A 19,567-nucleotide genomic window follows, 5' to 3' on the forward strand; every position below is an offset into this window, starting at 1 on the left:
TAAACGACGATGAAAACCCGATACCCTTCAATCCTCCTGCTAAATATTGCGGGCCTGGCACTGTTTATGTCCTGGTATATTCCAGTCGGGCATGGGTTATGGTCTTCACTGGATACGGGCGTTTTCCGCTTCTTTAATCATAAACTGGTGGAAAGCCCACTGTTCTTATGGGTTGTTGCTATTACCAATAATCGGGCATTTGATGGCTGCTCATTGCTGGCTATGGGCGCATTGATGCTGCACTTTTGGCTCAAAGAGACGTCGGAAGGTCGCCGACGTATTGTGGCTATCGGTTTGGTTATGCTGCTCACCGCAGTGGTATTAAATCAGCTGGGCCAGGCGCTTATTCCCGTTAAACGCGCCAGCCCGACCCTGATGCTGGATAATATTTATCGCGTCAGCGAACTGCTGCATATTCCGACCAAAGATGCGTCGAGAGACAGTTTTCCTGGCGATCACGGCATGATGCTGCTTATTTTTTCCGCATTTATGCTGCGTTATTTCGGAAAAGTCGCAGGAATAATCGGCCTTATTATTGCTGTGGTTTTTGCCTTTCCACGCGTAATGATTGGCGCTCACTGGCTCACTGATATCGTGGTTGGTTCCATGACTGTGGTCTTGATTGGCCTTCCCTGGTGGCTAATGACGCCATTAAGTGACCGATTAGTCACTCTGTTCGTGAATTATCTCCCCGGCAAAAACAAACAATTTTTAAACAAATAACGCAGAGTAATTAACATCATCAGGGATACTTCTGATTCCCTGATGATGCCGGGCAATATTTCATCATTCTGATTGTCATTCCCTTGTCATCTTATTCATGTTTAAAATGAGTAGGTTGCGTATTTTTTACCCTGATTGTTCTTAATTTAGACAATGCCGTTTATTCACTTTCTGTATCAATTTTTCTTATAAGAAATCACGTAAAATCACTCGCATTGGCCGGAACGATCGGGTAATCTCGAACTCGTTTTGCCTCGCGGGATAATTATTCCCTTTCAGAATAAATTTGTGCGTTCTGCCACAGATTTGACCTTAAGGAATTGTCTCATCGTGCGATGGTAATTAGTCTCGTCACGTTTGGCATTTTTTATAACGATATTTATCGTTAAGGACTTCAAGGGAAAACAAACAAAATGGTCAAATCTCAACCGATTTTGAGATATATCTTGCGGGGCATACCCGCGATAGCAGTTGCGGTTCTGCTTTCTGCATGTAGCACAACGAACACCGCCAAGAATATGCATTCTGAGACGCATGCTGTGGGCAATGGAGATAACTCTTCACTGCAAGCCTCTCAGGATGAATTTGAAAATATGGTACGTAATATCGATGTTAAATCACGTATTATGGACCAGTATGCTGACTGGAAAGGCGTGCGTTACCGCCTTGGCGGCAGCACCAAAAAAGGTATTGATTGCTCAAGCTTCGTGCAGCGTACATTCCGCGAGCAATTTGGTTTAGAGCTTCCGCGCTCAACCTATGAACAGCAGGAAACGGGAAAATCCGTTTCGCGCACTAATCTGCGCACAGGCGATCTGGTTCTGTTCCGTGCTGGCTCTACCGGCCGTCACGTCGGTATTTATATCGGTAACAACCAGTTTGTACATGCCTCGACCAGCAGTGGCGTTATCATTTCCAGCATGAACGAGCCTTACTGGAAAAAACGCTACAACGAAGCTCGCCGGGTTCTGAGCCGCAGTTAGTTTCGTTTGGCAGCTATCCCTTGGCTATCCTGATGAGACATTCCAAAAGCACTGCTTCGGCGGTGCTTTTTTGTTTCACCCTGCGACTAAGAAAAATCTCACAACATGAGTCATTTCAGGTTATATTCATACAGAGTAAGCGGTTAAATCAGGTAAAATAAGGATCTATGTTCAGACGCTCTTCTTCATCCGGTCGGAAAATCCTGCTTTCCTGTATGTTAACGGGGCTTATCGTCGCAATACTCGTGAGTACCCTGCAGTTTTTCGTCACCTGGCATAAACGAGAAGTTAAGTACGACACGCTCCTTGCCGATATCCAGAATTACGTCAGCAGCTACTTCACCGACCTCAAAACCACCACCGATGCCCTTCAGCCGCTGGTTGCCAACAGTTGCCAACAAGTCAGCGCTAAACTGACCTCCAGTGCAGCCTTTAGCCTGAACGTTCGCGCTTTCTTACTGGTAAAAGACGGCATCGCTTTCTGCTCTTCCGCAACAGGTTCCATGTTCACTCCGATTTTAGATTTGATCCCGAACCTCGATATCAGCAGAAATATTGATGTGGAATTACTTCCCGGTACGCCCATGATGCCGGACAAACCAGCGATCATGATTTGGCACCGAAACGCGTCGTTCAATGATAGCGGCGTATTTACCTCACTGAATATCAATCTGGCGCCTTACCTACTCTATACCGCCCGGCAGGATGATTTTGACGGTATTGCTATTATCGTCGGTAATACCGCAATTTCGACATTCTCATCGCGAATCATCGATGTCTCCGCTCTTCCTCATACCTCCTGGCGGCAGGCCACTCTTGAAGGGATCCCGCTTAAAATTCGCTTATACGCACAAGAGTGGAACTATACCGACGTCTGGTATTCTATTTTGTTGGGATGTATGGCCGGGATTATTGCCTCCCTTCTCCTCTGGTACTACATCTACAGCATCCGTTTACGCCCAGGCAAAGATATCCTCAACGCCATCAAACATAACCAGTTTTATGTGGTGTACCAGCCCGTCGTAGAGATGCAAACGCTGGAAGTGAAAGGCGTCGAGGTCCTGTTACGTTGGAATCACCCAACAACGGGCGAGATCCCACCGGATGCCTTTATTCATTACGCTGAATCACAGAAAATGATCGTCCCACTGACTCAGCATCTCTTTAAGTTGATCGCCCAGGATGCCCCGACACTGCAAAAAGTGTTACCCGCTGGGGCAAAATTAGGGATCAATATCGCGCCATCGCATCTGCATGGCGAGACGTTTAAAGACGACATTCGCCACCTACAGGCCTCGCTTCCCGCAAACTATTTTCAGATAGTACTGGAAATCACAGAACGAGATATGCTCAATCAGCACGAGGCCACAAAGCTATTTGAATGGCTGCATTCCGCAGGTTTTGAAATTGCGATTGATGATTTTGGCACCGGCCATAGCGCGCTTATTTATCTGGAACGCTTTACCGTTGACTACCTGAAAATCGATCGCGGATTCATTAACGCCATTGGGACGGAAACACTGACTTCTCCGGTACTGGACGCCGTGTTGACACTTTCTAAACGTCTTAATATGCTGACGGTTGCGGAAGGGGTAGAAACTCCTGAGCAAGCCCGTTGGCTGCGCGATCGTGGGGTGCATTTTTTCCAGGGGTACTGGATTAGCCGACCATTACAGCTTGCTGATTTTGTGCGTTGGATGGCACAGCCCAATAAGCCGACGTGGTGATCGCAGTATGCGATTCATATACTCTCACTCGCCGCTACATCCCTTATCTTTCAGGCATGATGCCCGTCGGGTTGTGGCAGGAAAAGGAAATCGCTTTTATATGATCCCTCGCGTACTGCTACTGTTTATTACCCTCATCGGGTTTAGCGCCCAGGCGCAATCCATCAAAGAAAGCTATGCTTTTGCCGTACTGGGTGAGCCGAAGTACGCATTTAACTTTAATCACTTCGATTATGTTAATCCCGCAGCCCCTAAAGGTGGTCAAATCACCCTGTCCGCCATTGGCACATTTGACAACTTCAACCGCTATGCGATGCGCGGTAACCCCGGCGCACGTACCGAAACGCTTTACGATACGCTGTTTACCACCTCTGACGATGAACCTGGTAGCTATTACCCGCTCATTGCCGACAGCGCACGCTATGCTGACGACTATTCCTGGGTAGAAATTGCCATTAATCCACGCGCGCGTTTTCACGATGGCTCACCCATTACCGCCCGCGACGTCGCATTCACCTTCCACAAATTTATGACTGAAGGCGTGCCGCAGTTTCGTCTGGTCTACAAGGGAACAACGGTAAAAGCCATCGCGCCATTAACCGTACGCATTGAATTAGCCAAACCGGGTAAAGAGGACATGCTCAGCCTGTTTTCATTACCCGTGATGCCAGAGAAGTACTGGAAAGATCATAAGCTCAGCGATCCCTTATCATCGCCACCGCTCGCCAGCGGCCCTTATCGCATTACCAAATGGAAGATGGGCCAGTATATTGTCTATTCGCGCGTCAAAGATTATTGGGCCGCTAATCTGCCCGTCAATCGTGGACGCTGGAACTTTGATACCATCCGCTACGACTACTATCTGGATGATAACGTCGCCTTTGAAGCGTTTAAGGCCGGTGCGTTTGATCTGCGTCTTGAAAATGATGCCAAAAACTGGGCGACGCGTTATACCGGGAAAAATTTCGCGAATCATTACATCATCAAAGATGAGCAAAAAAACGAGTCCGCGCAGGATACCCGCTGGCTGGCATTTAATATTCAGCGTCCGGTATTCAGCGACCGACGGGTGCGGGAAGCCATCACGCTGGCCTTTGATTTTGAATGGATGAATAAAGCGCTGTTCTATAACGCCTGGAGCCGGACCAACAGCTATTTTCAGAATACCGAATATGCCGCGACAAAATACCCCGACGCTGATGAACTGGTGATACTCGCGCCCTTGAAAAAAGATCTCCCCTCTGAGGTCTTTAGCCAAATCTATCAGCCGCCAAAATCAAAAGGCGATGGCTACGATCGCGACAACCTGTTGAAAGCCGATACCTTACTGGAACAGGCCGGGTGGGTACTAAAGGGTCAGCAGCGCGTAAATAGCGCCAACGGTAAGCCCCTGAGCTTTGAACTGTTGCTCCCGGCAGGCAGCAACAGTCAATGGGTGCTGCCGTTCCAGCACAACCTGCAACGCTTAGGTATTACCATGAATATCCGCCAGGTGGATAACTCACAAATCACGAACCGCCTGCGCAGTCGCGACTATGACATGATGCCGAGGTTGTATCGCGCGATGCCGTGGCCGAGTTCGGACCTGCAAATTCTGTGGGCCTCTCAATATATTGATTCCAGCTACAACGCCCCCGGCGTACAAAGCCCGGTGATTGATAAACTGATCGACCAAATCATCGCGGCACAAGGTGATAAAGCCAAATTGATCCCACTGGGCCGGGCACTGGACAGGGTATTAACCTGGAACTACTACATGTTGCCGATGTGGTTTATGGCAGAGGATCGCATTGCATGGTGGGATAAATTTTCACATCCTGCTATTCGCCCAATTTATACTATTGGCCTCGACAACTGGTGGTATGACGTCAACAAAGCGGCGAAGCTGCCCGCAGCCAGGCGGCAGGGAGAATAAATGGGCGCTTATCTGATTCGACGTCTGCTGCTGGTGATCCCAACGCTTTGGGCCATCATCACCATCAACTTTTTTATCGTGCAGATAGCCCCCGGCGGTCCAGTTGAACAGGCCGTCGCCGCCATTGAGTTCGGGCAAAGCGGGGCATTACCCGGCGCGGGTAGCGAAGGCGTTCGTGCCAGCCACGCGCAAACCGGCGTGGGTAACATCAGCGACAGTAATTATCGAGGCGGCCGGGGTCTGGACCCGGAAGTGATCGCCGAAATCACTCGCCGCTATGGGTTCGATAAGCCCATTCATGAGCGTTACTTCAAAATGCTCTGGGATTACATTCGTTTCGATTTCGGTGACAGCCTGTTTCGTAGCGCCTCGGTGCTGACGCTTATCAAAGACAGCCTGCCTGTTTCCGTCACGCTGGGGCTGTGGAGTACGCTCATCATCTACCTGGTGTCGATACCGCTTGGGATCCGCAAAGCGGTGCATAACGGCAGCCGGTTTGATGTCTGGAGCAGCGCATTTATTATTATCGGCTATGCCATACCGGCCTTTCTGTTTGCCATTTTGCTGATCGTCTTTTTTGCCGGGGGAAGCTACTACGACCTGTTCCCGCTTCGCGGGCTGGTTTCCGCCAATTTTGACTCCCTGCCCTGGTATCAGAAAGTAACCGACTACCTTTGGCATATTACCCTGCCGGTGCTGGCGACGGTGGTTGGTGGGTTTGCCGCGCTGACTATGTTGACCAAGAACTCATTTCTGGATGAGGTGCGCAAACAATATGTCGTCACCGCACGCGCTAAAGGGGTCAGCGAGAAAAATATTCTGTGGAAACATGTGTTTCGCAATGCCATGTTGCTGGTGATCGCCGGCTTCCCGGCAACGTTTATCAGCATGTTTTTTACCGGCTCACTGCTGATTGAAGTGATGTTCTCACTTAACGGCCTGGGATTGCTGGGTTATGAATCTACCGTATCACGCGACTACCCGGTAATGTTTGGCACGCTTTATATCTTCACCCTGATCGGTCTGCTGCTGAATATCCTCAGCGACATCAGCTATACGCTGGTCGATCCTCGTATTGATTTTGAGGGACGCTAATGTCGCGATTAAGCCCCGTCAATCAGGCCCGCTGGGCGCGCTTTCGCCACAACCGTCGCGGCTACTGGTCGCTGTGGATTTTTCTGGTGCTGTTCGGCCTTAGCCTGTGTTCAGAACTGATTGCCAATGATAAGCCGCTACTGGTGCGCTACGACAATAGCTGGTATTTCCCCCTGTTCAAAAACTACAGTGAAAGCGACTTCGGCGGACCGCTGGCGACTCAGGCTGATTATCAGGACCCGTGGCTACAACAGCGCCTGGAAAACCAGGGCTGGATCCTGTGGGCACCAATACGCTTTGGGGCCACCAGCATTAACTTTGCCACCGATAAGCCCTTCCCTTCCCCGCCTTCCGCACAAAACTGGTTGGGAACAGACGCTAACGGCGGTGATGTACTGGCACGCATCCTCTACGGCACACGTATTTCTGTCTTGTTTGGTCTAATGCTCACCCTCTGTTCGAGCGTGATGGGCATTATGGCTGGCGCAATTCAGGGCTATTATGGCGGCAAGGTGGATCTGTGGGGGCAACGATTCATTGAAGTTTGGTCAGGAATGCCAACGCTGTTTCTCATCATTCTATTGTCGAGTGTGGTCCAGCCTAACTTCTGGTGGCTGCTGGTCATTACCGTATTGTTTGGCTGGATGAGCCTGGTTGGCGTGGTGCGCGCGGAATTTTTACGTACCCGAAACTTTGATTACATTCGAGCCGCTCAAGCGCTAGGCGTAAGCGATCGCAGTATTATTCTGCGTCATATGCTGCCCAACGCGATGGTCGCGGCCCTGACTTTTTTACCGTTTATTTTATGCGCCTCGATAACTACTCTGACCTCACTGGATTTTCTTGGGTTCGGTTTACCGCTTGGCTCGCCATCACTGGGAGAACTCCTGTTGCAGGGTAAAAACAACCTGCAGGCACCGTGGCTTGGCATCACCGCGTTCATCTCCGTTGCCCTGCTACTATCGCTACTGATCTTTATTGGTGAAGCGGTACGCGATGCGTTTGATCCCAACAAGGCGATTTAAAATGACACAACCTCTGTTAGCCATTGAGAATTTATCGGTAGGTTTTCGTCAACAAGAGACCGTGCGCACCGTAGTCAATGCCCTCTCACTACGGGTTGATGCCGGACAAACGCTGGCGCTGGTGGGTGAATCTGGCTCGGGTAAAAGCGTGACCGCGCTTTCTATCCTACGGTTGTTACCGTCCCCTCCGGTAGTTTACCCTTCCGGGGACATCCGTTTTCATGGTGAATCATTACTTCACGCCAACGAGCAGACGCTTCGCGGCGTACGGGGGAATAAAATCGCCATGATTTTCCAGGAGCCGATGGTGTCACTGAACCCGCTCCACAATCTGGAAAAACAGCTTTATGAAGTGCTGTCGCTGCATAGGGGAATGCGTCGGGAGGCGGCGCGGGCAGAAATCCTGACCTGCCTGGATCGCGTTGGCATCCGTCAGGCAGCCAAACGTCTCGCAGATTACCCGCACCAGCTGTCCGGCGGTGAACGCCAGCGCGTGATGATCGCCATGGCGTTGCTAACACGACCGGAGTTGCTTATTGCCGATGAACCGACCACCGCGCTGGACGTTTCCGTCCAGGCACAGATCCTGCAACTGCTGAGAGAACTACAGCGCGAGCTGAACATGGGATTACTGTTCATCACCCACAACCTGAGCATTGTGAAAAAGCTGGCCGATACCGTGGCGGTCATGCAAAACGGCCAGTGCGTTGAGCAAAATCGAGCAGCACAGCTGTTGGCTGCTCCAACGCATCCCTACACGCAGAAATTGTTAAACAGCGAACCTTCCGGCGATCCGGTGCCTGTACCTGCTGGGCAAGCTCCGCTGCTGGAGGTAGAAAAACTCCGCGTCGCCTTTCCTATCCGCAAAGGTATCCTGAAACGCGTGGTGGACCATAACGTCGTCGTTAACGACGTCAGTTTTTCCCTCCGGCCCGGTGAAACGCTGGGGCTGGTTGGAGAGTCAGGCTCCGGAAAAAGCACTACCGGACTGGCGCTTCTGCGGCTAATCACCTCGCAGGGAAGCATTGTGTTCGATGGTCTGGCACTGCATACCTTAAATCGACGCCAGCTGTTGCCGGTCCGTCACCGTATTCAGGTGGTATTTCAGGATCCCAACTCCTCGCTAAACCCACGCCTGAGCGTGCTACAGATTATCGAGGAGGGGTTGCGCGTTCATCAGCCTACCCTGTCAGCCGAACAACGCGAGGCACAGGTGAAAGCGGTGATGGCGGAAGTGGGATTGGATAGCGAAACGCGACATCGTTATCCTGCGGAGTTTTCTGGTGGGCAACGCCAACGCATTGCTATTGCCAGAGCATTGATTCTCAAACCTTCCCTGATCATTCTGGATGAACCAACATCGTCGCTCGACAGGACCGTACAGGCGCAAATCCTGACGTTGTTAAAGTCCTTACAGGAAAAGCATCGGCTAGCTTATATTTTTATCAGCCATGATTTGCACGTAGTACGCGCGTTATGCCATCAGGTTATTGTGCTACGTCAGGGAGAGGTCGTGGAGCAAGGGCAATGCGAGCACGTATTTAACGCGCCACAGCAAGCCTATACGCGTCAGCTGCTCGCGCTAAGCTGACGTTCAAAAAGGATTGTTGTTTGAAAACGGTTCTGCGATAGCCACGCCGAAGTTTTTCAGTCTGCAGGTCGCGGCAAATTCGTCCTGGCGATTCACAAACAGGCACGGCTCCCCTTCACATTCCAGTACGGAACAAGGAACCTCGATATCACTGAGGGCCTGGCTGAGCTTATGCATGACTGACCACGCGCTGTCACCATCAGGGCTGAGCAATTTGAGTGCCACCAGGCTGTTCTCATTACTCTGACCGTTTTGCGGAATCGGTTCAACTTTCGAACCTGCGAAACCCACCGACCAACGATAGCTCTGCGGCAGACGATGAACGATTGAGAGTTGTAATGTCATCACTTTCTTTCCCTGGAAGCACAATCACTTCACAATTATTTTACATCAATATTAACACATCATTGACAATACGTCTTTAGACAGTTGGTAAACGTTTACATCCAGTACTTATGCTGCTTACAGAACCCAGTAATTAAATTTATTCAACGGTTCTGGCATATTTCCGGGCTATATGTACTCGTTTCTGCGATCTAACTCAACCTTTTTAACTACAATGATGTGACTTTTTACATAAATTGATTTTACATAAAATAAACATAAGCAGGGGAAATGATAGATTTGCGGTTGATGTACATCAACTCTGGAGACCTTATGGCCCCCAGGTTGTGTAATAGATCACCGTTTTTGAGCGCGACTGGCGTAAAGATAGAAGAGAATTGAGCAGGTAGCGCAAAATGCGATCGACCATATCATTGGCCAGGCCGAGTTAAAGGTCGCCAGAGACAACAGGGCCCCGACAATGGCGCCAATGCCGAAGCGGAATGTCCCAGCCAGCGATGACGCCGTTCCTGCCATATGCGGAAATTCATCCAGGATAACCGCCATGGCGTTTGATGACACCATCGATACACAGCCAACAAACGCCGCAACGCCAACGACCAGAGCCCAGAACCCCAGCCCAAACAGTGCGCTAAAGACCATCCATCCCGCCATCACGAACTGGATCCACAGACCGGTACGGAACATATTCAATGCCCCAACCCGACGCACAAAGCGGCTGTTGATGATAGTCATCACGAACAGGAATACGATGTTAAGTGCGAAGTAATAACCGAAATGCTGCGGTGAAACGTGGTTAATCTCAATGTAAACAAAGGGTCCGGCGCTCAGAAACGAGAACATCCCGGCAAAGCTGAACCCGCTGGCCAGCATATAGCTCAGCACTCGTTTATGACGAAACAGCGAGGCAAAGTTGCCAATAGTGGTACGCAGGCGAAACGGCTGGCGACGCTCTACAGGCAGGGTCTCTTTGATTAGCGTAAAGATCATCACCGACGCCAGAACAGCCGCCATGGCGAGGATCCAAAAGATATAGTGCCAGCTAAGCCATACCAGCACCCAACCACCCACGATAGGTGCCAACAAGGGCGCAATTGTGGTCACCAGCATGACGAATGACATCATGCGCGAGAACTCTTCCTTCGGATAGATATCGCGCATCAGGGCGTTGATAACCACGCTCGCCGCCGCGGCAGCCAGACCGTGGAAGAAACGCATCACGATCAGTTGATCGATAGTTTGCGCCAGGGCGCAGGCAACTGCCGCCGCCGCAAACACCAGCGTTCCGCCCAGAATCACCGGCTTGCGCCCAATGCTGTCAGCCATTGGGCCATAGAGCAACTGCCCCACTGCAAACCCCAGAATATAGGTACTGAGGGTCATCTGCGCGCTACCCGCAGGCACACCAAACTGTTCTGAGATAACAGGTAGCGCCGGAAGATACATATCAATCGACAACGGCATCAGCATGGCTAACAAGCCAAGGATAAAGACTATGGCAATTGACGAGTTCTGCCGGGTGGTCACATTTAGCTCCTGAAATTAACGCGGGGTTAAGTTAACGCTGGCGATTTCTTCTTCGGTCAATGGACGGTATTCACCCGGCTCCAGATCGTCATCAAGCCTGATGTCACCAATTCGTTCACGGTGCAGTTCCACAACGTGGTTACCCACCGCGGCAAACATACGTTTTACCTGATGATATCGCCCTTCGCTGATGGTCAATCGCACCTGAGTTGGCGTAATGACCTCCAGAACAGCCGGTTTGGTCAGGTCTTTTTCATTATGCAACTGTACGCCACGGGCAAACTGCTCGGCGGTATCGTCTGCCACTGGCGACTCCAGCGTCACCAGATAGGTTTTCTCACAATGGTGACGAGGAGAGGTGATACGATGCGACCACTGTCCGTCATCGGTCATCAGTACCAGTCCGGTGGTGTCGATATCCAGACGCCCTGCCGCATGCAGTTTGTAGGCAACCGGTTCATCAAGGAAATAGAGCACCGTCGGATGATCCGGGTCATCCGTTGAGCAAACATAACCCTGAGGCTTATTCAGCATAAAATAGCGCGGGCCATTTTGTTGAACGAGGGAATTACCGTCATATTCGACGTCGTGTTCTGGTAGCAGCTTAAAGGCACTGTTTTTAACGATTTCACCGTCAACGGTAACGCGGTTAGCACGGATCTCACGCCCGGCAATAGCGCGGCTGACGCCGAGTTGCTGAGCGATAAATTTATCAAGTCGCATGAGTGTGATTTTTGCCTGTAAAAATACGAGAAGCGGGTTTACGCCCGAAAAGTGGGACTGTTATCCGCCCAGTATAGCGGTGTTACACCATCCCTCAAGGGAAATGATTCATGGCATACTATACATTGTTGCTGTTTACCTTAATGAGCTCATGATTTTTACTCTTCGCCCGTACCAAAAAGAAGCCGTGGACGCCACGCTCAACCATTTTCGCCACCACCGCACGCCAGCGGTTATCGTCCTGCCAACCGGCGCGGGCAAAAGTCTGGTGATTGCAGAACTGGCCCGCGTGGCACGTGGTCGCGTACTGGTACTGGCGCACGTCAAAGAACTGGTCGCACAAAACCATGCCAAATATTGTGCGCTGGGGCTGGAAGCCGATATTTTTGCCGCAGGCCTGAAGCGTAAAGAGAGCCACGGGAAAGTAGTCTTTGGCAGCGTACAGTCGGTAGCGCGTAATCTGGACGCCTTTCAGGGTGAATTCTCCCTGCTGATCGTCGATGAATGTCATCGTATTGGCGATGATGAAGAGAGTCAGTATCAGCAAATCCTCACTCACCTGACTAAAGTAAATCCCCACTTACGTCTGCTCGGGCTTACCGCCACACCTTTTCGTTTGGGTAAGGGCTGGATATATCATTTTCATTATCATGGAATGGTGCGCGGCGATGAAAAAGCGCTGTTTCGCGACTGCATTTATGAATTACCGCTGCGCTACATGATTAAACACGGCTACCTGACGCCGCCAGAACGCCTCGACATGCCGGTCGTGCAGTATGACTTTAGCCGCCTGCAGGCACAGAGTAACGGCCTGTTTAGCGAAGCGGATCTGAATCAGGAGCTGAAAAAGCAGCAGCGAATAACGCCGCATATCATCAGCCAGATTATCGAGTTTGCCCAAACCCGCAAAGGGGTGATGATTTTCGCCGCCACCGTTGAGCACGCCAAAGAAATTCTGGGCCTGCTGCCCGCTGACGACGCCGCGCTAATCACTGGAGATACGCCAGGCGCTGAGCGCGACGTGCTGATTGAAGAGTTCAAAGCCCAGCGCTTTCGCTATCTGGTGAATGTGTCGGTCCTGACCACCGGCTTCGATGCCCCGCACGTCGACCTTATCGCTATTCTGCGCCCAACAGAGTCAGTTAGCCTTTACCAACAAATTGTCGGTCGTGGGTTGCGCCTTGCACCGGGTAAAACCGACTGTCTGATCCTCGATTATGCCGGCAACCCGCACGATTTGTACGCACCGGAAGTGGGTGCTCCGAAAGGAAAAAGCGACAACGTTCCGGTACAGGTGTTCTGTCCTGCCTGCGGATTTGCAAACACCTTCTGGGGCAAAACCACGGCAGACGGCACGCTGATTGAACATTTTGGCCGCCGCTGCCAGGGATGGTTTGAAGATGATGACGGCCATCGCGAACAGTGCGATTTTCGTTTCCGTTTTAAAAACTGCCCACAGTGCAACGCGGAAAATGACATCGCCGCCCGCCGTTGTCGGGAGTGCGACGCGGTGCTGGTTGACCCGGATGACATGCTGAAAGCCGCGCTCAGGCTCAAAGATGCGCTGGTCCTGCGCTGTAGCGGTATGGTGTTACAAAACGGGCAGGATGATAAAGGCGAATGGCTGAAAATCACCTATTACGATGAAGATGGCGCTGACGTCAGCGAACGCTTTCGCCTGCACACTCCCGCGCAGCGTACGGCCTTCGAACAACTGTTTATTCGCCCGCACACCCGAACACCCGGTATACCCTTACGCTGGATAACCGCCGCCGATATCCTCAATCAGCAGGCGTTGTTACGGCATCCTGATTTCGTGGTGGCGCGTATGAAAGGTCAGTACTGGCAGGTCCGTGAAAAAGTCTTCGATTATGAAGGACGCTTTCGTCGGGCACATGAATTACGCGGTTAATCGTACTTTTGATTGATGTACCAGCCGTTTGAGTATAGAATCTCGCCCGCTTTTGCATACGCAAAGCAGATCACTTACCTGTTGCTGGGTCGCCTGTAGCAGGAATTATTAAAGAGAGATTTAAATGTTTACTATCAACGCTGAAGTACGTAAAGAGCAGGGTAAGGGTGCGAGCCGCCGCCTGCGTGCCGCTAACAAGTTCCCGGCAATCATCTACGGTGGCGCAGAAGCCCCGATTGCTATCGAACTGGATCACGATGCAGTTATGAACATGCAAGCTAAAGCTGAATTCTACAGCGAAGTTCTGACCATCGTTGTTGACGGTAAAGAAGTTAAAGTTAAAGCTCAGGCTGTACAGCGTCACCCGTTCAAGCCGAAGCTGTCTCACATCGACTTCGTTCGCGCGTAATCGCCAACAAGTTGAAGAAAAACCCCGCCTTGGCGGGGTTTTTTTATGGGATTTTTTTGGCGGTAAAGATGAAGCACGCTTGCCGGATAAGGCGTTTCCGCTCCATCCAGCAAACGGTTTTATTTCCCGCCCGACGTGCGGTGCTGCAGCTGGTCGCGCAGGTTCGGCGGCGTACCTTTGATGGTCAACGTATCTGTAGCCGGATCCCAGAAAATACGCTCACCCAATAACATAGCGTCGAAGTTAATGGTTAACCCACCGCCGCTGCCGGCAAATTTGGTTAACTGACGCAGCGTACTGCGATCCGCAGGGAAGCTCTCTTCCAGCTCGTAACCTTTATCAGCGGTAAATTCGCTGAAGCTAACTTCACTGACGCCGGAAAGCTCTTTAGACAGCGACTCCAGTTCGATCTCTTCACCAGCCTGCAGCTGCTCGTTACAGTAGCTATACACCTGCTGACGCACGTTCTGGCGTTCGGCTTTATCGAGTTGCGCCTCGGCAGTAAAGTCATCGACCGCCTGCAGCAGGCCACGGTTTTGCGCTTTGGCATTCAGACCTTCGCTGGCACCGAGGAAGTCCATAAAGAAATCGGCGACTTTGCGCCCTACCCGCCCTTTCAGGAACGTCAGATAGCGCGTGGACTCCGGGTTGGTTTCCCACTCGGTTAAATCAATGCGCGCCACGATGTCCGCATGATTGATATCCAGATAGTGCGTCGGATTGATATCCAGATTTTCATTGACGCGCATGCTGCTTAAATTGTTCAGCACAGCAACCAACAGATACTCTACCGCCAGATAGCGGTAATGGCAGAACAGAACAATACCACCGTCGGCAAAAGGATATTTCGCCAGTTCGTCCCGCAAGCGTCCGGTCGCGGCACGACTAAATGCCAGAAAATCCTCTTCACCCTGACGCTGTAAACGCAGCGTTTGCGCCAGTTCACTCTCTTCGCTAAACAGGCCATAGGCTTTATTCTTGGCGCTATACACCCGATGCAACTCAGCCATCATATCGACAACCGTCGCTGTCGGTTCCAGTAATGAATCGCGCAAGACCAGCTCAAGGTTCTGCTCGTCACGTTTGATAAGCTGGTGCAGGGCAATCTGGTTGATATCCAGACTCATGATAAACTCTCCTTTTAGACCGGGCGGTATTCAACCACCTGCCGGGCAGTGACGCAATAGAAGATAAAAAAGCAGAAAAAAAACTGTCTGTACGGTAATATGTTGCCCTTTCATGAACAGACTGATTTCGATTTATGCCACAAATTTCCCGCTATAGTGACGAACACGTTGAACAACTGCTGAATGAGATGCTCAACGTACTGGAAAAACATAAGGCGCCGACCGACCTTTCCCTGATGGTACTGGGAAATATGGTGACTAACCTTATCAATACAAGCATCGCACCGGCCCAGCGCCAGGCGATTGCCAACTCTTTTGCCCGCGCATTGCAGTCTTCGGTAAACGACGACCAAGCGCATTAAGAGCCTGCTCCGGGGAAACGAACAATAGTTTATGGTAACTCATCGTCAGCGCTACCGTGAGAAAGTCTCCCAGATGGTTAGCTGGGGGCACTGGTTTGCCTTGTTCAACATTCTGTTGGCCATGGTTCTCGGTAGCCGTTACCTGTTTGTCGCCGACTGGCCGACAACCCTTGCAGGTCGTGTATATTCCTACCTGAGCGTTGTCGGGCATTTTAGCTTTCTGGTGTTTGCCACCTATCTGCTAATCCTGTTTCCCCTGACGTTTATCGTCATGTCCCAGAGGCTGATGCGATTCTTATCGGCTATTCTGGCGACGGCTGGCATGACGCTGTTGTTAATCGACAGCGAGGTTTTCACCCGCTTCCACCTGCACCTCAACCCGATCGTCTGGGAACTGGTCATTAACCCTGACCAGAACGAAGCGGCGCGTGACTGGCAACTGTTGTTTATCAGCGTGCCGGTTATCCTGTTAATAGAAATGTTGTTTGCGACCTGGAGCTGGCAAAAGCTGCGCAGCCTGACGCGTCGTCGCCATTTCGCCAAACCGTTAGCGGCATTCTTTTTCGTTTCTTTTATCGCCTCGCATGTGGTGTATATCTGGGCTGATGCCAATTTCTATCGCCCGATTACCATGCAGCGCGCAAACCTGCCACTCTCTTACCCGATGACGGCGCGTAAGTTTCTGGAAAAACATGGCCTGCTGGATGCGCAAGAGTATCAGCGTCGCCTGATCGAACAGGGCAATCCGGAAGCGGTTTCCGTGCAGTACCCGCTCAGCGAACTGCACTATCGCGATATGGGCACCGGCCAGAACGTTCTGCTGATCACCGTAGACGGCCTGAACTACTCACGCTTTGAAAAGCAGATGCCTGCGCTGGCTGAGTTCGCCGGGCAGAATATCTCCTTTACGCGTCACATGAGCTCAGGCAACACCACGGATAACGGGATCTTTGGCCTGTTCTACGGCGTTTCGCCAAGCTACATGGACGGCATTTTATCGACCCGAACGCCTGCGGCGCTGATCTCTGCACTGAACCAGCAGGGTTATCAGTTAGGGCTATTCTCCTCGGATGGCTTTACCAGCCCGCTTTATCGTCAGGCGCTGCTGTCAGATTTCTCCATGCCGAGCGTGCAAACGCAATCAGACGAACAAACCGCAAGCCAATGGATTAACTGGCTGGGACGCTACGCGCAGGAAGATAATCGCTGGTTCTCCTGGGTCTCCTTTAACGGGACAAACCTTGATGACAGTAACCAGAAGAACTTTGCCAAACGCTACGCCAGCGCCGCTCAGGATGTGGATGCCAATATTAACCGTGTTCTTAGCGCCCTGCGCGACTCGGGTAAACTGGACAACACGGTGGTGATTATTACCGCTGGTAGAGGCGTGCCGCTGACGCAGGAAGAGAACAACTTTGCCTGGTCGCGCGGTCATCTGCAGGTTCCTCTGGTTATTCACTGGCCGGGAACACCTGCCCAGCGCATCAATAGCCTGACCGATCATACAGACCTGATGACGACGCTGATGCAGCGCCTGCTGCATGTCAGCACGCCGGCTAACGAATACTCGCAGGGGCAGGATTTGTTCAATGCTACACGCCGCCATTACTGGGTGACCGCCGCTGACGGCAGCACGATGGCAGTGACCACACCAGAGATGACGCTGGTACTGAACAACAACGGTAATTACCAGACCTATGATTTACGTGGCGAGAAAATTAAAGATCAGAAACCGCAGCTCAGCCTGCTGCTACAGGTTCTGACGGATGAGAAACGATTTATTGCTAACTGATTAATTATAAATCAGTTAGTGAGGCATCCTCTTGCATTCGTAGCGGAAAGCAGTAGTATTAGCAGCCATAGCGTCGGCACGTAGCGCAGCCTGGTAGCGCACCGTCATGGGGTGTCGGGGGTCGGAGGTTCAAATCCTCTCGTGCCGACCAAAAATCCCAGAAAAAACCAACCCTTGTGGTTGGTTTTTTTATGCCTGTTTTCTGAACGGGGATTAATCGGGGAAAAATCCCCAACGCAAAGCGTCGACTTCGCGGTAACATTTCAGCTATACACATCACCGGGAAGTCATCAACCTCGTTTATGAAAACGGAATTTTGATGGTCTGCCCGGTGCAAAAGATATCCTGAAGCAATGCTATTGTCAGAGAAAACGAATTTAAGAAACTCATCCTTTTGTTGCTTTTTCTGAAACAGTTGAGCTTCCCTTTCCACATCGCCATCATCTACCTATAGCTTACCCATTTCTGATATCGTAGACAATTTCCCCACAATGGTCTTCAACCACAGACCACTTCGTATTAGCAACGTCAAATTTACAAAGTTGCTAAAGTAGCCAACCATCGACTTAGCAAAGGCTGCTATTTTTGATTTACCATCACTTATCGTTTTCTGTCCAGCCAAATACACCGCATACAGAACGCTTCCCAAATGGAATGAAGCCAAGAAAGTTTTAAAGTCACATAGGCCCCAGCCCAATCATAATACCCTGCATTCACTTTGTAATGACAAGGCTGATTTATTCAGAAACCAGATGATTTATAGTAATTTAATTTTAAAGAATTCAGAATTTATCCCGGAAAGAAATATTCCCTATGCTTTAGGGTAGGAGTACGATTAGCGCATAAAACAATACAAATAATATGGATATGCTATGCCCGTTGACTGGACAATAAACCCCACGTCGGGAACTCCCATAGTCCCCGGAGGGGTCAGGCAACTTACAATAGGAGAGATTGCACTAGCCAGGACGCTGTTTGGTGGAAGTATTATCTATAGCAAGGTGTGGGTACACCTTGAAAGCTATCTCCCCTTCAATATGCAACCCATAAATGTTGCCATGACGCCAAACGGTGAACTTTGGTTTAGAGAGGGAACTTATTCACCTGATTTCTCTTTGGAACGTGACATACAGAAAAAACACAGATTCATGCATGAGATGGTTCACGCCTGGCAAGCACAGAAGGGAATGTTTGTTAGAACCAGAGGTTTGTTCTCTCGTTTCGCTGATTACAGTTACAGTTTAGATAAGGCTGATTTTCTTCATTACGGATTAGAACAGCAAGCATTAATAGCCAGTGATTATTGGTTACTTCTCACATATGGATTTAATAGTGGCACCTCATATTTATCTGTATACAGAGATTACAATCCTAATGAATCAGTTTATTCTTTAATATCAAAATATAAAGCTGTTATGAAAGGATTTCCAGGATGAAAAAGTCAACCATTGTCCCCTTAATATTTCTTCTGTCGGGCTGCCCCGGTGGAGGTGTACCAGTTTCACAGCAACGTAGTGTTTTTAAACAAGGCGATACTATTTGCTTCACTGTAAATAAAACAGATATTTTAGAGCGTTATAGTATCTACTATTCGCCTGACAGAAAATATACGGTTATTAAAGCAGATGATGGAATCTCTCTAAAATATCCTGACACTTGTTTTAAAATTAAATTAAAGAACGGATATATATATAATATATCTTATTCTCTCAATAATAAAAGCTATTCAGATTCATTCTTTATAGATAACGATGGAAACTATTAATCATGTCATTACCAGCTTATTTATTTTTATATGATGAAAACGGAATGCAGATTCCGGGAGATTGTTCATCTTTAGGCCGTGAAGGTGCCATAGAAGTCATGAATAGTAGTTACGGTGTTAGACAGCCTGTTGATAGCAACACTGGCAGCATGACAGGCTGCAGGCAGCATAATCCCGTAATTGTGCATAAGCAACTTGATAAAGTCAGCCCTTATCTGGCTGTAGCTGTTTGTGAAGGGAAGAGACTGCAAAAGGCAGTCATTAAATATTATGAGACTATAGAGGCAGGGATCGAAGTAGAGATTTATAATATTAATCTGGAAGATGTCGTTATATCCTCTGTAGATTTTACACATGTCTACTATCCCGGTAGTTCATCCCCTAATATGCATGAGGTAGTAGGTTTTAGATTCCGTGACATTGAATGGAATTATGTTAGAGGAAATATTAAACACAATGATGCCTGGATTAAATCAGTAAAGAAAGAACAGCAGCAATAAATAAAGGGGTATCACGCGCCCTCTATTTCATCAATAAATTTTAAAC

General features: G+C 49.9%; 18 protein-coding genes and 1 tRNA gene. 15 read left to right on the forward strand and 4 right to left on the reverse strand.

The genetic code is table 11. The features are described 5' to 3' along the window. Positions 1-9 precede the first annotated feature (9 nt). From OGY06_RS15125 to yejF, 7 genes are all read left to right on the forward strand, one after another. On the forward strand, positions 10-723 hold the full coding sequence (locus OGY06_RS15125) for a phosphatase PAP2 family protein (RefSeq protein ID WP_063940535.1): 714 nt from the start codon (positions 10-12) through the stop codon (positions 721-723). 413 nt (positions 724-1,136) lie between these two features. Next, a complete protein-coding gene (gene mepS, locus OGY06_RS15130; RefSeq protein ID WP_003834567.1) occupies positions 1,137-1,706 on the forward strand; it encodes a bifunctional murein DD-endopeptidase/murein LD-carboxypeptidase in 570 nt (189 codons plus the stop codon). A 167-nt stretch (positions 1,707-1,873) separates the two neighbouring features. Continuing rightward, on the forward strand, positions 1,874-3,433 hold the full coding sequence (locus OGY06_RS15135) for a cyclic di-GMP phosphodiesterase (protein ID WP_032934501.1): 1,560 nt from the start codon (positions 1,874-1,876) through the stop codon (positions 3,431-3,433). Positions 3,434-3,533: 100 nt separating this feature from the next. After that, on the forward strand, positions 3,534-5,348 hold the full coding sequence (locus OGY06_RS15140; protein WP_164562584.1) for an extracellular solute-binding protein: 1,815 nt from the start codon (positions 3,534-3,536) through the stop codon (positions 5,346-5,348). Then, positions 5,349-6,443: a microcin C ABC transporter permease YejB gene (locus tag OGY06_RS15145; protein WP_003834575.1), complete on the forward strand. Its 1,095-nt coding sequence runs from the start codon at positions 5,349-5,351 to the stop codon at positions 6,441-6,443. It abuts the gene before it with no gap. Further along, positions 6,443-7,468 carry an ABC transporter permease gene (locus OGY06_RS15150; RefSeq protein WP_286605621.1) on the forward strand — a complete coding sequence of 342 codons (1,026 nt, stop codon included), beginning with the start codon at positions 6,443-6,445 and terminating at the stop codon, positions 7,466-7,468. Before OGY06_RS15145 ends, OGY06_RS15150 begins: the two co-directional genes overlap by 1 nt. Before the next feature lies 1 nt (position 7,469). Further along, a complete protein-coding gene (gene yejF / locus OGY06_RS15155; RefSeq protein ID WP_149281480.1) occupies positions 7,470-9,059 on the forward strand; it encodes a microcin C ABC transporter ATP-binding protein YejF in 1,590 nt (529 codons plus the stop codon). 3 nt (positions 9,060-9,062) lie between these two features. On the opposite strand, the gene OGY06_RS15160 is transcribed toward yejF, so the two are convergent. From OGY06_RS15160 to rsuA, 3 genes are all read right to left on the reverse strand, one after another. Next, the gene (locus tag OGY06_RS15160) at positions 9,063-9,407 is read right to left on the reverse strand and encodes a YejG family protein (protein WP_085951589.1); all 345 of its coding nucleotides are present in this window, start codon (positions 9,405-9,407) and stop codon (positions 9,063-9,065) included. A gap of 333 nt (positions 9,408-9,740) precedes the next feature. Then, a complete protein-coding gene (locus OGY06_RS15165) occupies positions 9,741-10,931 on the reverse strand; it encodes a Bcr/CflA family multidrug efflux MFS transporter (protein ID WP_003834584.1) in 1,191 nt (396 codons plus the stop codon). A 15-nt stretch (positions 10,932-10,946) separates the two neighbouring features. Continuing rightward, the gene (gene rsuA / locus OGY06_RS15170) at positions 10,947-11,654 is read right to left on the reverse strand and encodes a 16S rRNA pseudouridine(516) synthase RsuA (protein ID WP_003834586.1); all 708 of its coding nucleotides are present in this window, start codon (positions 11,652-11,654) and stop codon (positions 10,947-10,949) included. 151 nt (positions 11,655-11,805) lie between these two features. Between rsuA and radD the strand changes: the two genes are divergently transcribed. Together radD and rplY are read left to right on the forward strand one after the other, a co-directional pair. Beyond that, the gene (radD, locus tag OGY06_RS15175) at positions 11,806-13,566 is read left to right on the forward strand and encodes a DNA repair helicase RadD (protein WP_032934604.1); all 1,761 of its coding nucleotides are present in this window, start codon (positions 11,806-11,808) and stop codon (positions 13,564-13,566) included. A 124-nt stretch (positions 13,567-13,690) separates the two neighbouring features. Then, positions 13,691-13,975, forward strand: coding sequence for a 50S ribosomal protein L25 (rplY, locus tag OGY06_RS15180; protein WP_003027502.1), 285 nt, complete (start codon positions 13,691-13,693; stop codon positions 13,973-13,975). A gap of 119 nt (positions 13,976-14,094) precedes the next feature. On the opposite strand, the gene yejK is transcribed toward rplY, so the two are convergent. Further along, complete coding sequence (gene yejK, locus OGY06_RS15185; RefSeq protein ID WP_286605624.1) at positions 14,095-15,102, reverse strand: nucleoid-associated protein YejK; 1,008 nt, start codon at positions 15,100-15,102, stop codon at positions 14,095-14,097. A 134-nt stretch (positions 15,103-15,236) separates the two neighbouring features. Here yejK and OGY06_RS15190 point away from each other — a divergent pair, with 134 nt between their 5' ends. The 6 genes from OGY06_RS15190 (at position 15,237) to OGY06_RS15215 (ending at position 19,521) form a co-directional block, all read left to right on the forward strand. Then, entirely contained in the window at positions 15,237-15,464 is a 228-nt protein-coding gene (locus OGY06_RS15190; RefSeq protein ID WP_003027506.1) for a YejL family protein, read from the forward strand. 31 nt (positions 15,465-15,495) lie between these two features. Beyond that, a complete protein-coding gene (gene yejM / locus OGY06_RS15195) occupies positions 15,496-17,256 on the forward strand; it encodes an LPS biosynthesis-modulating metalloenzyme YejM (RefSeq protein WP_003834595.1) in 1,761 nt (586 codons plus the stop codon). Positions 17,257-17,330: 74 nt separating this feature from the next. After that, positions 17,331-17,407, forward strand: a tRNA-Pro gene (locus OGY06_RS15200). Positions 17,408-18,128: 721 nt separating this feature from the next. Next, positions 18,129-18,692, forward strand: a complete 564-nt coding sequence (locus tag OGY06_RS15205; RefSeq protein ID WP_286605626.1) for a type IV secretion protein Rhs — start codon at positions 18,129-18,131, stop codon at positions 18,690-18,692. Beyond that, positions 18,689-19,021 (forward strand): putative T6SS immunity periplasmic lipoprotein, encoded by a 333-nt coding sequence (locus OGY06_RS15210; RefSeq protein WP_003834599.1) that lies wholly within the window; start codon positions 18,689-18,691, stop codon positions 19,019-19,021. The genes OGY06_RS15205 and OGY06_RS15210 overlap by 4 nt, the downstream gene beginning before the upstream one ends. Before the next feature lie 2 nt (positions 19,022-19,023). Beyond that, a complete protein-coding gene (locus OGY06_RS15215) occupies positions 19,024-19,521 on the forward strand; it encodes an Hcp family type VI secretion system effector (protein ID WP_003834602.1) in 498 nt (165 codons plus the stop codon). Positions 19,522-19,567: the final 46 nt, after the last annotated feature.

This window comes from Citrobacter sp. Cpo147 (assembly GCF_030332405.1).
Classification (GTDB): domain Bacteria; phylum Pseudomonadota; class Gammaproteobacteria; order Enterobacterales; family Enterobacteriaceae; genus Citrobacter; species Citrobacter portucalensis.

What these genes read in the sequence shown, in the direction of transcription:
- OGY06_RS15190 (WP_003027506.1), top strand. Translation starts at nt 15,237, where the DNA reads ATGCCACAAATTTCCCGCTATAGTGACGAACACGTTGAACAACTGCTG.
- OGY06_RS15205 (WP_286605626.1), top strand. Translation starts at nt 18,129, where the DNA reads ATGCCCGTTGACTGGACAATAAACCCCACGTCGGGAACTCCCATAGTC.
- OGY06_RS15125 (WP_063940535.1), top strand. Translation starts at nt 10, where the DNA reads ATGAAAACCCGATACCCTTCAATCCTCCTGCTAAATATTGCGGGCCTG.
- OGY06_RS15150 (WP_286605621.1), top strand. Translation starts at nt 6,443, where the DNA reads ATGTCGCGATTAAGCCCCGTCAATCAGGCCCGCTGGGCGCGCTTTCGC.
- OGY06_RS15140 (WP_164562584.1), top strand. Translation starts at nt 3,534, where the DNA reads ATGATCCCTCGCGTACTGCTACTGTTTATTACCCTCATCGGGTTTAGC.
- rplY (WP_003027502.1), top strand. Translation starts at nt 13,691, where the DNA reads ATGTTTACTATCAACGCTGAAGTACGTAAAGAGCAGGGTAAGGGTGCG.
- radD (WP_032934604.1), top strand. Translation starts at nt 11,806, where the DNA reads ATGATTTTTACTCTTCGCCCGTACCAAAAAGAAGCCGTGGACGCCACG.
- rsuA (WP_003834586.1), bottom strand. Translation starts at nt 11,654, where the DNA reads ATGCGACTTGATAAATTTATCGCTCAGCAACTCGGCGTCAGCCGCGCT.
- OGY06_RS15145 (WP_003834575.1), top strand. Translation starts at nt 5,349, where the DNA reads ATGGGCGCTTATCTGATTCGACGTCTGCTGCTGGTGATCCCAACGCTT.
- yejM (WP_003834595.1), top strand. Translation starts at nt 15,496, where the DNA reads ATGGTAACTCATCGTCAGCGCTACCGTGAGAAAGTCTCCCAGATGGTT.
- OGY06_RS15210 (WP_003834599.1), top strand. Translation starts at nt 18,689, where the DNA reads ATGAAAAAGTCAACCATTGTCCCCTTAATATTTCTTCTGTCGGGCTGC.
- mepS (WP_003834567.1), top strand. Translation starts at nt 1,137, where the DNA reads ATGGTCAAATCTCAACCGATTTTGAGATATATCTTGCGGGGCATACCC.
- yejF (WP_149281480.1), top strand. Translation starts at nt 7,470, where the DNA reads ATGACACAACCTCTGTTAGCCATTGAGAATTTATCGGTAGGTTTTCGT.
- OGY06_RS15135 (WP_032934501.1), top strand. Translation starts at nt 1,874, where the DNA reads ATGTTCAGACGCTCTTCTTCATCCGGTCGGAAAATCCTGCTTTCCTGT.
- OGY06_RS15215 (WP_003834602.1), top strand. Translation starts at nt 19,024, where the DNA reads ATGTCATTACCAGCTTATTTATTTTTATATGATGAAAACGGAATGCAG.
- yejK (WP_286605624.1), bottom strand. Translation starts at nt 15,102, where the DNA reads ATGAGTCTGGATATCAACCAGATTGCCCTGCACCAGCTTATCAAACGT.